Consider the following 15,313-nt stretch of genomic DNA (forward strand, 5'->3'; position numbering starts at 1 on the left):
CGGCCTGCGCGGGTATCTTGCGCAGGCCGTTTTGCATTTGCTGCTTCGTCAGCGATCAGACCGAGACAGGGTCCTTCGCCGGCTGTGTGAACCAGTTGGCGCCGGTTTCGCTCATGTAGATATGGTCTTCAAGGCGAACGCCGAACTGGCCGGGGAAGACCACCATCGGTTCGTTCGAGAAGCACATGCCCGCTGCAAGCGGCGTCTTGTTGCCGCGCACGATGAAGGGACCTTCGTGGATTTCCAGGCCAAGGCCGTGGCCGGCGCGATGCGGCAGGCCGGGCAGGCGGTAATCCGGGCCGAGGCCGTGGCTGCCAAAGGTTTCGCGGGCGGCGGCATCGAGCGTTTCGCAGGCAGCACCGAGCTTGGCGGCATCGAACACGGCCTGCTGCCCCGCGCGCTCGATCGTCCAGGCGCGCTCGAATTCGGCATTGCCGCCATCAAGCATATAGGTGCGCGTCAAATCCGAGTGATAGCCGTCGAGACGGCAGCCGGTATCGACCAGAATGACATCGCCCTTCTGCAGGATCTGCTCGCCATCGGCGCCATGCGGCAGCGCCGTCGCACCACCGAATGAGACGATGCAGAAGCTCGAGCCGTTATCGGCCCCGGCGGCGCGATGCTGCTGGTCGATATAGCGGATCACTTCGGAAGCGGCGATACCAGGCTGCAGCATGCCGCGCACCTTGGCATGGATATCGAGCGTCAGGCCCATAGCATATTTGATCAGGGCGATTTCGGCTGGCGACTTGATGAGACGAAGGCCGTTGATGAGCGGGCCGCCGTCGACGAGGCGCGCCGGATCCATGACCTTCGAAAAGGCGTGGTAGAAGGCAAGCGGCAGCGCATCGTCGAGTGCAAGCAGGCCTTTGTCGCCCGCGAGCGCGGCAACGAGGGCAGCCGGGCTTTCCTCTTCCTGCCATACGGCGATCTCGCCCGGCAGGTGCGGCAGGGTCTCGACGCGGCTGAGTTCGAAGCCCGGAACGATATAGGTGAGCTTGTCGTCCGTGACGACGGCGCCGAGCAGGCGCTCGCTCAAGTGCCAGACGAGGCCGGTGAAATAGCGAAGGCTCTCGGTCGGGCCAAGCAGGGTGGCGGCGATGCCCTGTTCGCGCATGCGGCGGCGCAGGCTTTCAAGGCGTTCGGCGCGCTCGGTTTCGGTAATGGCGGCGACCGGGTGGTTCCATCCCTGCTGCATCATGATGCTTATCCATTCTCATTCGAACCGCCGGCGACACCCGCCGGCGCAGGGCCGAAGAGATGCATCCGATTGCCATCGAAGGGAAGTGGTATTTTTCGCCTGTCGCGCGATCAGCTCCAGCGCCGCCTCAGTGCATGGCTTCCGTCGCCCGCAGCGGGTGGCCGAATTCTCTCAGCGCCAGCTCCAGATGCCGCACCATATCCCATTGGCCGCATTGGCGGGCCAGGTGATAGGCCTGCAGGCAGTGCCAGAAGAGGCTGTCCTGCGGCGCGCGCTCATCCGCCTTCGGGCAGACGATACCGGCATAGTGCGACGGCGTACCGGCTGCGTCACGGAAGCAGCGGCCGAACGCCGAGACACTCGCGCGCGTGCCGTCGGGGCGAAGTATATCGTAGTCCTGCTGATAGGCCGCGCCGGTGACGATCGCCTCGTGGATCGCCTGCGCGATGCGCGGCTTGTCGACCGCATCGATGCGGTCGAGGAAGTGAATGATCGGCTGTCCCGACTGGGCGACCTCGGCATCGAAGCCGAAGAGGGCCGCCAATGTCGTATCGGCATAGACGGTGTCGGTACCGAGATCCCAGGTGAAGACGCCGGCCTCCGCCAAATCGGCGGCAGAACCGATATCCGCTGATCCGCTTTGGGTGAGGGACATTTGCGCTCTCTAAATTAGATTCGTTCCGATTTTCAGTGTCATATGCACACCGATAGAGGTATCGCAAGATTTCGGGATGGCCGGTCCGTCAGGTGAGCCCCAAGGCGGGCGAAGAATTCGCACCACCCGGCTGCATGCCGCGGAAAATCATGTAGGCTCACGGTTCTTGATCACGAAAGGAACCGCAATGGCCACCGTCAAGCTCCTCACCGATGCCGAAGTCGAAGCAAATCCCGCTGCCAAGGCGGTGTTCGACGACATCAGAGCCACCCGCAAGTCAGATTTCGTCAACAACTTCTGGCGCGGCCTCGCCAACGATCCCGCCCTTCTGAAGCGGACCTGGGAAGGGGTAAAGACGGTGATGTCGGCCGAAGGCGCGCTCGACCCGCTGACGCGCGAGATGATCTATATCGCCGTCTCGACTGCAAACAGCTGCTCCTACTGCGTCCACTCGCATACCGCAGCGGCAAAGGCGCGGGGGATGACCGAGGCCCAGCATGCCGAACTGCTCTCGGTGATCGCGCTTGCAGGGCAGAACAACCACCTGCTGACGGCCATGCAGATTCCCATCGATGATGCGTTTCTCGTCTAGGCGGCGCGGCGCCCTCTGGACGGTCCGCGCTGCCTTTACCAACTGGAAAGCATTGTAATTCTTAAGGATATTTCCGAAATCTCCGTCCGTCTCCCGTCAATTGAAGGCCGATCTTAATTAGCGGCGGGAGATGCTGGCCGAAACAAAAGCGGCGGGGGCCAGGATGTTCAAGCGTAGAATTCGTGCATTCGTCAGTGATATCGGCGGTAATTTCGGGATCATGACGGCGGTGCTGATGCCGGTTCTGATCGGATCGGCGGGCGTCGCCGTCGACTTCTCCAATATGCTGCTGACGAAGCAGAACCTGCAGAACTACGCCGATGGCGCGGCACTCGCGGCATCTTCGGCGCTGGCATCGAACGGCATTACCGAGGCGCAGGCGAAATCGCTGGCGACGGACTATCTGAAGGGCCAGATGACCGGCGAGGGCCTGACTGTCTCGCCGCAGATCACCGTCTCGACGGTCACCGGCGTCAACAACAGCAAAACCTATACCGTCGATCTTGCCTTCGATCTTTCCATGGCGCTGTCGCCGATGATGAGTGTCTTCAACCAGCAGACTGCGAAGATCTCGATCAGCAGCCGGTCCACCTCGTCGCGCGGCGCAAGCAATTCGCTGTCGATGTATCTGGTGCTCGACCGCTCCGGCTCGATGCAGACGAGCACGACCTCGATCAAGTCGACGACGCAGCCCTGCCACTATTACTACATGCCGAATGCCAGCACGATCAAAGACGGCGGGAGCAAGACGCCCTGCTACTATCAGCGCATCGAGGCGCTGAAGCTGGCGGCAGACACGCTGTTCAGCACCTTTGCGACCGCCGACCCGAGCGCCGGCCTGATCCGCACCGGCGCCGTGTCCTACAATTCCGCAAAGCAGACCGAGACGCCGCTCGCCTGGGGCTGGTCGGCAACCGACAATTATATCGATGCGTTGACCCCGACCGGAGGCACGAGCTCGACGGGCGCGTTCAAGGTGGCGCTGGATGCGCTGAACTCGACAAGTGAAGACACGATCCACAAGAACAAGAACGGCCTGACGCCGAACAAGGCGATCGTCTTCATGACCGACGGCGAAAACTCCTCGTCGTCCGACGACACGACGACGCTGACCCATTGCGCCACGGCAAAGAGCAAGGGGATCACCGTCTATACGGTTGCCTTCAGCGCCTCCGATCAGGGTAAGAACCTGCTGTCGAAATGCGCGACATCTGCGGCGACTTTCTTCTACGCCGAGAACGCCACCGACCTCACGGCGGCCTTCAAAACCATCGGCCAGGTGGCCGCAACAGGTCTGCCGCGCCTGACACAATAATTTGCTCCATACGCCCGTCTTGAGCCGGGCTCGGCGTGCTCCATTTTTAGCTCCGGCCGCCTTCGCAAGAAGGTGGCCGTTTGTGCAGGAATGTGAGACGTTGCTTTTGCGCCGGGCGGCTGCCCGGTTCGATGCCGTCTTCTGAAACGCGCGAGTTGCAGCGCAATGGGGAAAATAATGGCTGATGCAAAAATGATGTCTCAGATGGCTGACAAAGCGGGTTTCATCGCAGCGCTCGACCAGAGCGGCGGCTCGACGCCGGGGGCGTTGCGCCTCTACGGCATCGCCGATAGCGATTATAGCGGCGAAGACGAAATGTTCCGGCTGATGCACGAGATGCGCGTGCGCATCATGACGGCACCGGCATTTTCCGGCGACAAGGTGATCGGCGCGATCCTCTTCGAAAAGACCATGGATGGCGAGGCCAAGGGTAAGCCTGTGCCGACATTCCTCTGGGAAGAGCGCGGTGTCGTGCCGTTCCTCAAGGTCGACAAGGGACTGGCGGCCGAGGTCAATGGCGTCCAGGTGCTGAAGCCGATGCCGGAGCTCGACGGGCTGCTGGAGCGGGCGGTCAAGAAGGGCATCTTCGGCACCAAGATGCGCTCGGTCATCGCTGAAGCGAACCGGGCGGGCATTGCCGCCGTCGTGCATCAGCAGTTCACGGTCGGTCAGCGCATCCTCGAGCACGGTCTCGTGCCGATCATCGAGCCTGAAGTCTCGATCAAGAGCCCGACCAAGCGCGAGGCGGAGGTAATCCTGCGCGAGGAAATCCTGCGCGAGCTCGATGCGCTTCCGTCCGGCAAGAAGGTGATGCTGAAGCTTACGCTTCCGAGTGTCGCCGATTTCTATAAGCCGCTCAGCGACCACAAGTCGGTCATCCGCGTCGTGGCGCTCTCCGGCGGCTACACGCGCGCCGATGCCTGCGACAAGCTCAGCCATAATCACGGCATGATCGCCAGCTTCTCACGCGCGTTGACCGAAGACCTGCGGGTGACGATGGCGGATGCTGAATTCGACACCAGCCTCGGCAAGACGATCGACGAGATCTATACCGCGAGTACGACAAAGTCCTGAGCGGGTAGCGAGGTCAGCGGGCTCCTTCCGGGAGCCCGCATCCCCTGCGAAAACGCGAGCTTTTCTCCCGCGCAGCAAGGCCGGACGCTTTCTTTCCGGCTCCCGGAAATGATATAGCTAGCGCATGAAAATCCTCATCGTCGAAGACAACAGAGAGCTGGCCGACTGGCTCGCAAAGGCTCTCCGCCAGGCGCAATATGCAGTCGACATAGCCTTCGATGGCGAGGATGCCGAATTGATGCTGAAAGTGGCGAGCTATTCGGCGGTGATCCTCGATCTCTCGATCCCGAAAATCGACGGCATGACGCTTCTGAAGCGGCTCCGGCAGAGCGGCGAGAGGGTTCCCGTCATCATCCTGACGGCCAATGCCAGCCTCGACGGCCGCGTCGCCGGCCTGGATGGCGGTGCCGACGATTATCTCGCCAAGCCCTTCGAGATTGCCGAGCTGGAGGCGCGCATCAGGGCGATCGTCCGGCGCGGGCAGGATCGTGCGGCGCCCGAGGTGGTGGTCGGCGATCTCACCTTTGCAGGCGCGACGCGGCAATTTTCTATCAATGGCGAGCCGCTCGCCCTGACGCCTAGGGAACATGCGGTTCTCGAGCATCTGATCACCCGGGTCGGAACGACGGTGTCGAAGGCGGCGCTGTCGGAAAGCGTCTTCGGTTTCGATGATGAGGCGGACCCGAGCGCCATCGAGATCTACGTCCACCGGCTGCGGAAGAAACTTGAGACGAGCTCTGCCCAGATCGCGACGCTGCGCGGGCTTGGATATCTGCTGCGGGACGCGTCCTAGGATGAGCCGTCTGCGGAGTGTGTTGGCGGGTGTCTGGAGCTTGCGGCAAAGCCTGCGAGCCCAGCTGCTGGCCTGGGTCGTGCTGACGCTCGTCGGGGCGATCTGCTTCAATCTCTATGACAGCTATCGGACGGCCGACCAGACGGCGAAGCTGGTCTCTGACCGCACGCTGCTGAGTTCGGCGCGGGTGATCGCGGAAGCGGTTCGGGTTGATGAGGGCGGCAATATCGAGGCGGATATTCCGCCTGCAGCGCTCGAGATGTTCGATACCGGCTATGGCGATCAGGTCTTCTATCAGGTGATCACCGCCTGGGGAAACCTGGTCAGCGGCTTTCCCGATCTGCCGCTGCCAACCGTCGATCGCACTGGGCAGGACGTGACGTTCCGCAACTCGACCGTTCGCGCCTTGACGCTCAATCACCCGGTCGTCGGCCTGCCTGACGATGGCGATATCTCGGTCACCGTGGCGATTACCCACAACAGCCAATATGCGCTGCGCCGGCGGCTGTGGCTCGACGATTTTAGCAAGCAGTTCATTCTCGTGCTGCTCGCGGGCGCGGTCACCATCATCGGCCTGCAGCGGGGGCTGGCACCGGCGCTGCGCCTGCGCGATGCCGTGCGTGCCCGCGGGCGTGAGCGGCTCGATCCGCTGTCGCCGGCCATGGTCCAGACCGAATTCCAGCCGCTGGTGCGGGCGCTCAACGATCACATGGAGCGCGTCCAGAACCAGATGGCGGCGCAGCGGCGGTTCGTGTCGAATGCTGCGCATCAGCTGAGGACGCCGCTGGCGCTGATGTCGACGCAGGCGAGCGTGGCAGCGCGCGAGACGGATGAGATGAAGCGCGACGAGGCGCTGCAGGCGTTGCGCAGCAGCACGCGTCATATGTCCCGTCTGGCAAGTCAGCTTCTGACGCTGTCGCGTGCCGAGCCCGGAAGCCGGAGGCCGCGCAGCGATACGATCGATCTTTCCACTGCTGCCCGCGATATCGTCGCAGCCCATGCGGAGCAGGCCCTGCAGCGCGATATCGATCTCGGCCTGGAGGTTTCGGGCCCCGTGCCGGTGGAAGGCGACGGCACGATGCTGCGGGAAATGCTCGTCAATCTCGTCGACAATGCGATCCGCTATACCCGCCGCGGCGGCCGGGTGACGGTTTCGGTGAGCAGGGCAGGGGATCTTGCCGTTCTCGATGTCGAGGACAACGGTCCGGGCATTCCGGCCGATGAGCGCGAACAGGTGTTCGAGCGCTTCTACCGGGTGCTCGGCACCGAAGGCGACGGCAGCGGCCTGGGTCTGGCGATCGTCCGCGAGGTGGTCGACGGCGCCGGTGGCACGGTTGCCCTTGCCGAGGCCTATGGCGGCGGTCTCGTCGTCAGCGTCCGGCTTCCGGTCGCGGCTGCGGGATCGGCATGAAAAAGGCCGGATCTCTCGATCCGGCCTTCCGAAGCCTTGGGAGGATGGCCTCTTTTATTGCACGTCCATCTGCTGCTGCGGACGCCATTTGGCGAGACGGTTCTCGATGATGGTCATGATGTATTCGGCAACGAGCGTCACCACCATGACCAGCAGGATCGCGGCAAACATGCCGGCAGCGTCGAAGGTGCCCTTGGCGATCGAGATCAGCTGGCCGATGCCGAAGCGGGCGCCGACGAACTCGCCGACGATGGCGCCGATGATTGCAAAACCGAACGAGACGTGAAGGCTGGCGAAGATCCAGCTCATCGCCGAGGGAATGACGACGGTGCGCGTCACCTGCCAGTCGGAGGCGCCGAGAATGCGGGCATTGGCGATCATGTTGCGGTCGGCTTCGCGCACACCCTGGAAGGCGTTGGCGAAGACCACGAAGAACACCATGATGAAGGCGAGCGCTACCTTGGAGGGAAGGCCGAGACCCATGATCATGATGAAGATCGGCGCGAGAACGACGCGCGGGATCGAGTTGATCGCCTTGATATAGACCGAGAAGATATCCGAGAGGAAACGATTGCGGCCAAGGCCGATGCCGACGAAGACGCCGGTGATCGAGCCGGCGAAGAAGCCGATCAGCGCCTCTTCCATGGTGACCCACAGATTGTACCAGAGCGAGCCTTCGGTCGTGCCCTCGGTCGCCCATTCGTAGAGGCGCTCGATGACGCCGCTCGGGCTCGAGTAGAAGAACGGATCGATCCACTGCATGTTGGAGGACAGCTCCCACATGCCGATGACGAAGACGAGGATGGCGATCTGCCAGAAGCGGACAAGCGCGGTGCGCCGCTTCATCGCCTTCATCGCGGATGCCTCGATTTCCGCATCCGAGGTTCCCGGGCGAAACAGCGCGGCCGAGCCTGCGCCCATTGTCGTATCAGTCATTATCCCCTCCCTCAGGCGGCTTCGCTTGTGCGGCGGTAGCTGGTTTCCACCTCTTCGCGCAGGTCGTCCCAGATGGTCTTGCAATAGTCGATGAAGTTCTGCTCGTAGCGGATCTCGGACACCACGCGCGGCCGTGGCAGATCGATGGTGTAGACCGATTTCACCGTCGCCGGGCCTGCCGTCAGCACATAGACCTTGTCGGCGAGAGCCACGGCTTCCTCGAGGTCGTGGGTGACGAAGATCACCGATGCCTTGCGCTCGGCCCAGAGCTTCAGCAGCTCTTCATGCATGACGGTGCGGGTCTGGACGTCGAGCGCCGAGAAGGGCTCGTCCATCAGCAGGATTTCCGGTTCGTTGATGAAGGTCTGCGCCAGCGAGACGCGCTTGCGCATGCCGCCCGAAAGCTGATGCGGATAGTGATGCAGGAATTTCGACAGGCCGACGCGGGCCAGCCAGTCCTTGGCGCTCTTTTCGGCTTCCGCCTTCGACTTGCCGCGAAACAGCGGCCCGGCCATCACGTTGTCGATGACGTTCTTCCAGGGGAAGAGCGCATCGGTCTGGAAGGCGAAGCCGACGCGGCGGTCGATGCCGGTGATCGGGCCGCCCATCAGGCGAACTTCTCCAGCGCTCGGCCGGGCAAGCCCGGTCACGAGGTTGAGCGTCGTCGACTTGCCGCATCCCGTCGGGCCGACGACGGCAACGAACTCGCCGCGTTCGACGGTCATGTTGAAGTCGCGGAGAGCGGTGAGGGACTTGCCGGTCGGCGAGACAAAGCGGCGGCTGACATTGATCAGCTCCACCGCAGGCGTCTTCATGTTTTCCTGCTGCATGGCGATACCTATGCGTGCCTCTGCGGGCGTGCACGCAGTGCCCATAGCGCGCTGCGCTCCCGCCATCCGGCGGGAGCCGTCGCGACAGAAGTTACTTCGCGTTCTTGACGAACTCGGTCGTGTAGGTCTTGGAGAGGTCGATCTGCTTGCCCTTCACGTTCTTCGAGAACTCGGACAGCACGGCCAGAACCGTCTTCGGGCCATCTTCCGGCATCACGCCATCCGGCGTGAACATGCCTTTGCCTTCTTCAAGCGCCTTGATGTACCCATCCTTGTCGCCGACGTAGAAATCCTTCGGCATCTTGTCGGCGATTTCGGCCGCAGAATGCGTATTGATGAACTTCAGCGTCTTCACGAAGGCGTTGGCGAGCTTCTGGGTTTCTTCCTTGTGCTCGTCCACCCAGGAGCTTTCGAGATAGAGCGAGGCTGCCGGATAGGTGCCGCCGAGCGCCTGGCGCGTCGCATCGACCGTGCGCATGTCGACGAGAACCTTGGCTTCGCCGGTCTTCAGCATGCGCGAGATGGTGGGCTCGGTGGTCATGCCCGCCTGGATCTGGTCCTGCTGCATGGCGGCGATGAAGGTGCCGCCGGCGCCGACCGGAACCGTCACGACGTCGCCCGGCTGCAGACCGGCCTTGGATGCCATGAAGAGGGTGAGGAAATTGGTCGAGGAGCCGAGGCCGGTGACGCCGAGACTCTTGCCCTTGAAGTCGGCCGGCGACTTGATTTCGGGATGCTTGGTGGAAACGAGCTCCACTTCGCCCGGCGCCTGGCTGAACTGGACGATGGATTCGACGAACTTGCCCTTGGCCTGCAGGTCTACGCAGTGGTCGTAGAAGCCGACGACGCCCTGAACGGCGCCAGCCAGCAGCTGGTTTTCGGCATCGACGCCGGCGGCTTCGTTCAGAAGCTCGACATCCAGGCCTTCATCCTTGAAATAGCCGAGGCTCTCGGCAAGCTTGGCGGGCAGATAGATCTGCTTTTCGTAGCCACCGACCATGATGGTGATCTTGTCGGCAGCATGCGCGGCGGATGCGCCAAGCGATGCGGCGGTGACGACGGCAGAAAGGGCGATTCCATTGAATAGATTGCGTGTGAAACGCATGAAGGTCTCCTCCGGGATAAAATGGGCGCATCGCATTTCGCCACGAACATTGTGCCTCCTCCACGATGCGGCCTTGTAGGTATCCGGTCGAAGCTTTCAACCAGCTTTCAGTTGCAGAACCCGTTCGGCTGTTTCTGTGGAGCGCCGGATTTCGGCTTTCTCAGGGAATTTTTTTCTCACTTCACCGTGATAATCGCAACGATCGGGCCTGATGAAAGGTGAGGCTGCGCAGTAAGTTGCACTTGTTAGCGTGCGGCGCTCTGCCGGGTCCAACGCGCATATAAATATAATCAGGAGACGAAAATGTTGCTGCAATCTTGGCGGGGAGCGCTCCTTGGCGCCGTATTCAGCCTTGCGCTCGGTCCGCTTGCCGCCCACGCCGAAACCCCGAACGACACGCTCGTCGTTGCCCAGTCGATCGATGACGCGACGAGCTTCGATCCGGCCGAAGGTTTCGAGCTGACGACGGTGCAGTCCTTCAACAACCTCTACCAGCGCCTCGTGCAGTCCAACCGCGACGATGGCACGAAGATCGAGCCGGCGCTCGCCGCCTCCTGGGAAGCCGGCAGCGATGGCAAGAGCCTGACCTTTGCGCTCGCCGATGCAAAATTCGCCTCCGGCAATCCGGTTCGTCCCGAAGATGTGGTCTTCTCGCTGACGCGCGCCGTCAAGCTCAACAAGTCTCCGGCCTTCATCCTCAACGAACTCGGCTGGAAGCCCGAGACCGTCGACAGCGCCGTGACCAAGGTGGACGACAAGCATGTGAAGCTCACCTGGAGCGCCGATGTCGGTGCCGGTTTTGCGCTCTCGCTGCTGACCGCCCCGATTGCCTCCGTCGTCGACGAACAGACGGTGTCTGCCAACGTCAAGGATAACGACTTCGGCAATGGCTGGCTGAAGACCAACTCGGCCGGCAGCGGCGCCTTCTCGATCGCTGCCTACACGCCGCATGAAGCCCTCGTGCTGCAGGCGAATGCCAATTCGTCGGACAAGCCGAAGCTCGAAAACGTCATCATCCGCAACGTGCCTGACGTCGGCGCCCGCCGCCTGCTCGTCGAGCAGGGTGATGCCGATATCGCCCGGGGTCTCTCTGCGGACCAGATCGAAGCGTTGAAGGACAAGAGCGGCATCAAGGTTCTCTCTGTTCCTTCCGCCCGCACCGATTATATCCTGCTCAACACCAAGGCGAACCCGACGCTCGGCAATCCGGCCTTCTGGGAGGCGGCACGCTATCTCGTCGACTATGACGGTATCGCCAAGAACCTCCTGCGCGGCCAGAGCAGCGTCCACCAGTCCTTCCTTCCGGTCGGCTTTCCGGGCGCCCTGACGGATACGCCGTTCAAGCTCGACCCTGAGAAGGCGAAGAAGATCCTGGCCGACGCTGGCATCAAGACGCCGTTCAAGATCGAATTCATCGTCTTCAACGATCAGCCCTATCTCTCGATTGCCCAGTCGCTTCAGTCGACCTTTGCGCAAGCCGGCATCACGCTCGACATCCAGCCGGGTGTCGCGAGCGACATCTATGCCCGTGGCCGCTCCGGCAAGTTCGAGATGACGCTGCGCTACTGGATCCCGGATTATTTCGACCCGCATTCCAACGCCAGCGCCTTCGCGATCAACAAGGACAACTCGACCAACACCGCAGCGAAATATGCCGGCTGGGTTATCCCGGAACTGACGGACGAGACGCTTTCTGCCGTCAAGGAACAGGATCCGGCAAAGCGCATCGCGCTCTATCAGGATCTACAGAAGAAGATCCAGGCGAGCTCGCCCTTCATCTTTACGCTTCAAGGCAACGATCCGGTCGTGCTAAGCGACAAGGTGAAGAACTACGCGCAGGGTCTGAACGCAGACCAGGTCTATTACGACAAGGTAGAAAAATAAGTGCCGCAAACGGCAACGAACAATAATGCCGGCATGACCGACTCCCGTCAGCGAAACAGCTGGCGGGAGTTGTCTTTCATCTGGCCTCTTTTCAAGTGGTTCTGGTCATTCGCACTGACCCTGTTCGGCCTGGCGCTGGTGACGTTCGCGATGACGCGGCTTTCGCCGATCGACCCGGCGCTGCAGCTCGTCGGCGATCACGCAAGCAAGTCGACATACGAGCAGGCGCGCGTCGAGCTCGGGCTCGACCAGCCGCTGCCGCTGCAGTTCCTGCGTTATGTCGAGACGGCGCTGTCGGGCAATTTCGGGCAGTCGATCTCCACGGGCCAACCCGTCGCCAAGGATATCGCCCGTACCTTTCCCGCAACGATCGAGCTCGCCACAGCAGCGATCGTCATCGGCGCAATCGTCGGTTTGTCGCTCGGCATCGCCGCCGCGATGCGGCAGGGGACATGGGTGGATAGCCTGGCGCGGTTCGTTTCGCTCTTCGGCTATTCCGTGCCGATCTTCTGGCTGGGGCTGCTGATGCTGCTCCTGTTCTATGCCCGGCTGCATTGGGCGCCGGGACCCGGCCGGGCCGACGTCGTCTTTCAATTCACGGTCAAGCCGGTCACCGGCTTTGCGCTGATCGATACCTGGATGTCGGGCAAGGCGGGCGCCTTCCGCGATGCGCTGGCGCATCTCGTGCTGCCTGCGACGGTGCTTGCCTTCCATGCGCTTGCCGCCATTTCGCGCCTGACGCGCGCGGCAGTGCTCACCGAACTCGGGCAGGAATATGTGACGACGGCGCGTGCCAAGGGCGCGAGCCTGCGCCGCATCGTCTTCGTCCATATCCTCCCCAATATTTCAGGGACGCTGCTGACGGTGATCGCGCTTTCCTATGCCAGCCTTCTCGAAGGCGCGGTGCTGACCGAAACCGTCTTCGCCTGGCCCGGCATCGGCCGCTATCTGACGACGGCGATGTTTTCCGGCGACATGCCGGCCATTCTCGGCGCCACACTGATCGTCGGCGCCTCCTTCGTGCTGCTCAACGCGCTGACCGATCTCGGCGTCGCACGGCTGGAAGCGGGGAAGAAACGATGAGCGAGATCGTTCAGCCGCCGCTCGGCGGATCCGTCTTTCTGCAACGTCTCCTGCGCTCACCGGCCGCTGCCGTAGGATGTGTGGTCGTTACCGTCATCCTCGCGCTGGCGCTCTTCGCGCCCTGGATCGCGCCCTACGATCCGAATCTGCAGGAAACGGCCAATCGGCTGATGCCGCCGGATGCGGTCCATTGGCTGGGCACCGACGGTTTCGGCCGGGATATTCTCTCACGCATCATCTACGGCGCGCGCCCGACCCTGCTGCTCGTCCTCGTCGTCGTGCTGCTGATGGCGCCGCTTGGAATACTCGTCGGCATTCTCGCGGGCTTCTTCGGCGGCATCATCGAGCGCGTGCTGATGCGGCTGACCGATATCGTCATGTCCTTCCCGCGCCTGCTGCTTGCCTTTGCCTTCGTCGCGATCATGGGGCCTGGGCTGATCAACGGGGCGCTGGCTCTCGCGCTGACGAGCTGGCCCGCCTATGCGCGCCAGGCCCGGGTCGAGACGGCAGCGCTGAGACGCAGCGACTATCTGGCCGCCGCCGAAATGGTCGGCATTCGCGGCATCAGGCTGCTCTGGGGGCATATCCTGCCGCTCGTCCTGCCTTCGGCGATCATTCGCCTGGCGCTCGATCTCTCGGGCATCATCCTTGCCGCCGCGGGCCTCGGCTTCCTTGGCCTCGGCGTGCGTCCGCCGACGGCGGAATGGGGCTCGATGGTTTCGGAGGGCACGCAGGTGATCTTCGACCAGTGGTGGGTGGCCGCCGTTCCAGGCATCGCCATCCTGATCACGTCCTTTGCCTTCAATCTGCTGGCCGACGGCCTGCGCGACATTCTGGATCCCCGCCATGACTGATCCCTTGCTTCAGGTCGAGGATCTGTCGATCTCCTTTCCATCGGCGAACGGACCGGTGCGGATCGTCGACGGCGTATCCTTCTCGGTCGGCCGCGAGGTCGTGGCCCTCGTCGGAGAATCCGGTTCCGGCAAATCGATGACCGGCCGCGCCATCATGGGTCTGCTGCCGTCACGGGCACAGGTCGCGGCCGCGCGCCTTTCCTTCGACAGTCAGGATCTGACGGCCCTCCCCGAAAAGGGCTGGAACAGCCTTCGCGGCAGCGGCATGGGCCTGATCCTGCAGGATCCGAAATACTCGCTCAACCCGGCACACAGGATTGGACGTCAGGTGGAGGAGGCCCTGCTTCTTCACACCAAGCTCTCGGCCGCCGAGCGACGGGAGCGGGCGCTCGACATGCTCGACAAGGTCGGCCTGCCGGATGTCGGCCGTATCTATTCCAGCTATCCGGCAGTGCTGTCCGGTGGCATGGGGCAGCGCGTGATGATTGCCGCGATGCTAATCAACCGCCCGAAGCTTCTGATCGCCGACGAGCCGACCTCCGCGCTTGATCGCGGGCTGCAGGATCAGATCCTCACGCTGCTGCGCTCGCTGAGCGAGGAGCTTGGCATGGGCCTGCTGCTGATCAGCCACGACCTGCAGCAGGTCTCGCGTTACGCCGATCGTGTGATGGTGATGCGCCGCGGAAAGATCGACGAACAGATGGTGTCGGCCGATCTCGCAAATGCCAAGTCGGACTATACGCGTGCCCTCTGGGCCGCCCGTCCGTCGGCCGCGACTTACGGAACGAGATTGCCGGTCTATGGAGAGCAGCCATGAGCGCGCTGTCCGTCACCAATCTCTCCGTAACCTTTCAAGGGCGCGACAAGGGCTTCACCGCGTTGCGGGATGTCAGCTTCGATGTCGGCGCGGGCGAGACCTTCGGGCTGATCGGTCCATCGGGTTGCGGCAAGACGACAGTGCTTCGCGCCGTCGCCGGTCTCAACACCAACTGGCAGGGCTCGATTGCCGTTTCCGGTGAGCCGCTGCAGCCAGGACGGAAGATCACCGGAGCGCTACGCGCCAGCATCCAGATGGTGTTTCAGGATCCCTATTCCTCGCTCCACCCGCGCCATCGCATCTCCCGCATTCTCGGTGAGCCGCTGTCGCTGCGTGGCGAACGCGATGTGGAGGGTCAGGTGCGGACCGCGCTTGAGCGAGTCGGTCTTCCGGCAACTGTTACCGGCCGCTATCCGCATCAGCTTTCCGGCGGTCAGCGCCAGCGTGTGGCGATCGCCCGGGCACTGCTTTTGAAGCCGAAGCTGCTGCTGCTCGACGAGCCGACTTCGGCGCTCGACGTTTCCGTACAGGCCGGAATTCTCAATCTGCTGAACGATCTCAAGGCATCCGAGGGCATGACATTCGTCCTCGTCAGCCACGATCCCGGCGTTGTCGCGCATATGTGCGACCGCGCCGTCATCATGGATGCCGGGCGTATTGCCCGCTCGATGGACCGGGCGCAGATCGCCGCTTCCTGGAGCGACGCTGTGGCGATTGCCGGGTAGCTTTCAATATGGATTGCGCCGGCGCGACTAGCCGCCCC

15 protein-coding genes are annotated in these 15,313 nt (G+C 62.7%); 10 read left to right on the forward strand and 5 right to left on the reverse strand.

The window, feature by feature from the left end:
• Window positions 1-55: 55 nt before the first annotated feature.
• Together F2982_RS27045 and F2982_RS27050 are read right to left on the reverse strand one after the other, a co-directional pair.
• Window positions 56-1,201, reverse strand: a complete 1,146-nt coding sequence (locus tag F2982_RS27045) for a Xaa-Pro peptidase family protein (RefSeq protein WP_246777616.1) — start codon at window positions 1,199-1,201, stop codon at window positions 56-58.
• A 127-nt stretch (window positions 1,202-1,328) separates the two neighbouring features.
• Window positions 1,329-1,856, reverse strand: a complete 528-nt coding sequence (locus F2982_RS27050) for a PAS domain-containing protein (protein WP_203430549.1) — start codon at window positions 1,854-1,856, stop codon at window positions 1,329-1,331.
• Window positions 1,857-2,043: 187 nt separating this feature from the next.
• Here F2982_RS27050 and F2982_RS27055 point away from each other — a divergent pair, with 187 nt between their 5' ends.
• The 5 genes from F2982_RS27055 (at window position 2,044) to F2982_RS27075 (ending at window position 7,041) form a co-directional block, all read left to right on the forward strand.
• Window positions 2,044-2,448: a carboxymuconolactone decarboxylase family protein gene (locus F2982_RS27055; RefSeq protein WP_203430550.1), complete on the forward strand. Its 405-nt coding sequence runs from the start codon at window positions 2,044-2,046 to the stop codon at window positions 2,446-2,448.
• 163 nt (window positions 2,449-2,611) lie between these two features.
• Complete coding sequence (locus tag F2982_RS27060) at window positions 2,612-3,763, forward strand: TadE/TadG family type IV pilus assembly protein (protein WP_199628296.1); 1,152 nt, start codon at window positions 2,612-2,614, stop codon at window positions 3,761-3,763.
• A 177-nt stretch (window positions 3,764-3,940) separates the two neighbouring features.
• On the forward strand, window positions 3,941-4,837 hold the full coding sequence (locus F2982_RS27065) for a fructose bisphosphate aldolase (RefSeq protein WP_112711225.1): 897 nt from the start codon (window positions 3,941-3,943) through the stop codon (window positions 4,835-4,837).
• Window positions 4,838-4,961: 124 nt separating this feature from the next.
• A complete protein-coding gene (locus F2982_RS27070; protein ID WP_203430551.1) occupies window positions 4,962-5,630 on the forward strand; it encodes a response regulator in 669 nt (222 codons plus the stop codon).
• 1 nt (window position 5,631) lies between these two features.
• Window positions 5,632-7,041 (forward strand): sensor histidine kinase, encoded by a 1,410-nt coding sequence (locus F2982_RS27075; RefSeq protein WP_203430552.1) that lies wholly within the window; start codon window positions 5,632-5,634, stop codon window positions 7,039-7,041.
• Window positions 7,042-7,095: 54 nt separating this feature from the next.
• On the opposite strand, the gene F2982_RS27080 is transcribed toward F2982_RS27075, so the two are convergent.
• The 3 genes from F2982_RS27080 to F2982_RS27090 form a co-directional block, all read right to left on the reverse strand.
• Window positions 7,096-7,977: an ABC transporter permease gene (locus tag F2982_RS27080; protein WP_112711222.1), complete on the reverse strand. Its 882-nt coding sequence runs from the start codon at window positions 7,975-7,977 to the stop codon at window positions 7,096-7,098.
• A gap of 11 nt (window positions 7,978-7,988) precedes the next feature.
• Window positions 7,989-8,807 (reverse strand): ABC transporter ATP-binding protein, encoded by an 819-nt coding sequence (locus F2982_RS27085; protein ID WP_203430553.1) that lies wholly within the window; start codon window positions 8,805-8,807, stop codon window positions 7,989-7,991.
• Between the two features lie 91 nt (window positions 8,808-8,898).
• Entirely contained in the window at window positions 8,899-9,912 is a 1,014-nt protein-coding gene (locus tag F2982_RS27090; RefSeq protein WP_112711220.1) for an ABC transporter substrate-binding protein, read from the reverse strand.
• Window positions 9,913-10,215: 303 nt separating this feature from the next.
• Between F2982_RS27090 and F2982_RS27095 the strand changes: the two genes are divergently transcribed.
• Genes F2982_RS27095 through F2982_RS27115 form a run of 5 tightly spaced genes read left to right on the forward strand, consistent with a single transcriptional unit; the run spans window position 10,216 to window position 15,275 of the window.
• Window positions 10,216-11,796 (forward strand): ABC transporter substrate-binding protein, encoded by a 1,581-nt coding sequence (locus F2982_RS27095; protein WP_203430554.1) that lies wholly within the window; start codon window positions 10,216-10,218, stop codon window positions 11,794-11,796.
• Window positions 11,797-11,829: 33 nt separating this feature from the next.
• Window positions 11,830-12,879 (forward strand): ABC transporter permease, encoded by a 1,050-nt coding sequence (locus F2982_RS27100; protein ID WP_203430555.1) that lies wholly within the window; start codon window positions 11,830-11,832, stop codon window positions 12,877-12,879.
• A complete protein-coding gene (locus F2982_RS27105) occupies window positions 12,876-13,733 on the forward strand; it encodes an ABC transporter permease (protein ID WP_203430556.1) in 858 nt (285 codons plus the stop codon). The genes F2982_RS27100 and F2982_RS27105 overlap by 4 nt, the downstream gene beginning before the upstream one ends.
• Window positions 13,726-14,550: an ABC transporter ATP-binding protein gene (locus F2982_RS27110; RefSeq protein WP_203430557.1), complete on the forward strand. Its 825-nt coding sequence runs from the start codon at window positions 13,726-13,728 to the stop codon at window positions 14,548-14,550. Before F2982_RS27105 ends, F2982_RS27110 begins: the two co-directional genes overlap by 8 nt.
• Entirely contained in the window at window positions 14,547-15,275 is a 729-nt protein-coding gene (locus tag F2982_RS27115) for an ABC transporter ATP-binding protein (RefSeq protein ID WP_203430558.1), read from the forward strand. The genes F2982_RS27110 and F2982_RS27115 overlap by 4 nt, the downstream gene beginning before the upstream one ends.
• The last annotated feature ends 38 nt before the right edge of the window (window positions 15,276-15,313 follow it).

This window comes from Rhizobium sp. BG4, from assembly GCF_016864575.1.
GTDB lineage: Bacteria > Pseudomonadota > Alphaproteobacteria > Rhizobiales > Rhizobiaceae > Rhizobium.

Bases quoted from the DNA above. Each gene is read 5' to 3' on its own strand.
- F2982_RS27045 (WP_246777616.1), bottom strand. From the start codon at position 1,201: ATGATGCAGCAGGGATGGAACCACCCGGTCGCCGCCATTACCGAAACC.
- F2982_RS27050 (WP_203430549.1), bottom strand. From the start codon at position 1,856: ATGTCCCTCACCCAAAGCGGATCAGCGGATATCGGTTCTGCCGCCGAT.
- F2982_RS27055 (WP_203430550.1), top strand. From the start codon at position 2,044: ATGGCCACCGTCAAGCTCCTCACCGATGCCGAAGTCGAAGCAAATCCC.
- F2982_RS27060 (WP_199628296.1), top strand. From the start codon at position 2,612: ATGTTCAAGCGTAGAATTCGTGCATTCGTCAGTGATATCGGCGGTAAT.
- F2982_RS27065 (WP_112711225.1), top strand. From the start codon at position 3,941: ATGGCTGATGCAAAAATGATGTCTCAGATGGCTGACAAAGCGGGTTTC.
- F2982_RS27070 (WP_203430551.1), top strand. From the start codon at position 4,962: ATGAAAATCCTCATCGTCGAAGACAACAGAGAGCTGGCCGACTGGCTC.
- F2982_RS27075 (WP_203430552.1), top strand. From the start codon at position 5,632: ATGAGCCGTCTGCGGAGTGTGTTGGCGGGTGTCTGGAGCTTGCGGCAA.
- F2982_RS27080 (WP_112711222.1), bottom strand. From the start codon at position 7,977: ATGACTGATACGACAATGGGCGCAGGCTCGGCCGCGCTGTTTCGCCCG.
- F2982_RS27085 (WP_203430553.1), bottom strand. From the start codon at position 8,807: ATGCAGCAGGAAAACATGAAGACGCCTGCGGTGGAGCTGATCAATGTC.
- F2982_RS27090 (WP_112711220.1), bottom strand. From the start codon at position 9,912: ATGCGTTTCACACGCAATCTATTCAATGGAATCGCCCTTTCTGCCGTC.
- F2982_RS27095 (WP_203430554.1), top strand. From the start codon at position 10,216: ATGTTGCTGCAATCTTGGCGGGGAGCGCTCCTTGGCGCCGTATTCAGC.
- F2982_RS27100 (WP_203430555.1), top strand. From the start codon at position 11,830: ATGACCGACTCCCGTCAGCGAAACAGCTGGCGGGAGTTGTCTTTCATC.
- F2982_RS27105 (WP_203430556.1), top strand. From the start codon at position 12,876: ATGAGCGAGATCGTTCAGCCGCCGCTCGGCGGATCCGTCTTTCTGCAA.
- F2982_RS27110 (WP_203430557.1), top strand. From the start codon at position 13,726: ATGACTGATCCCTTGCTTCAGGTCGAGGATCTGTCGATCTCCTTTCCA.
- F2982_RS27115 (WP_203430558.1), top strand. From the start codon at position 14,547: ATGAGCGCGCTGTCCGTCACCAATCTCTCCGTAACCTTTCAAGGGCGC.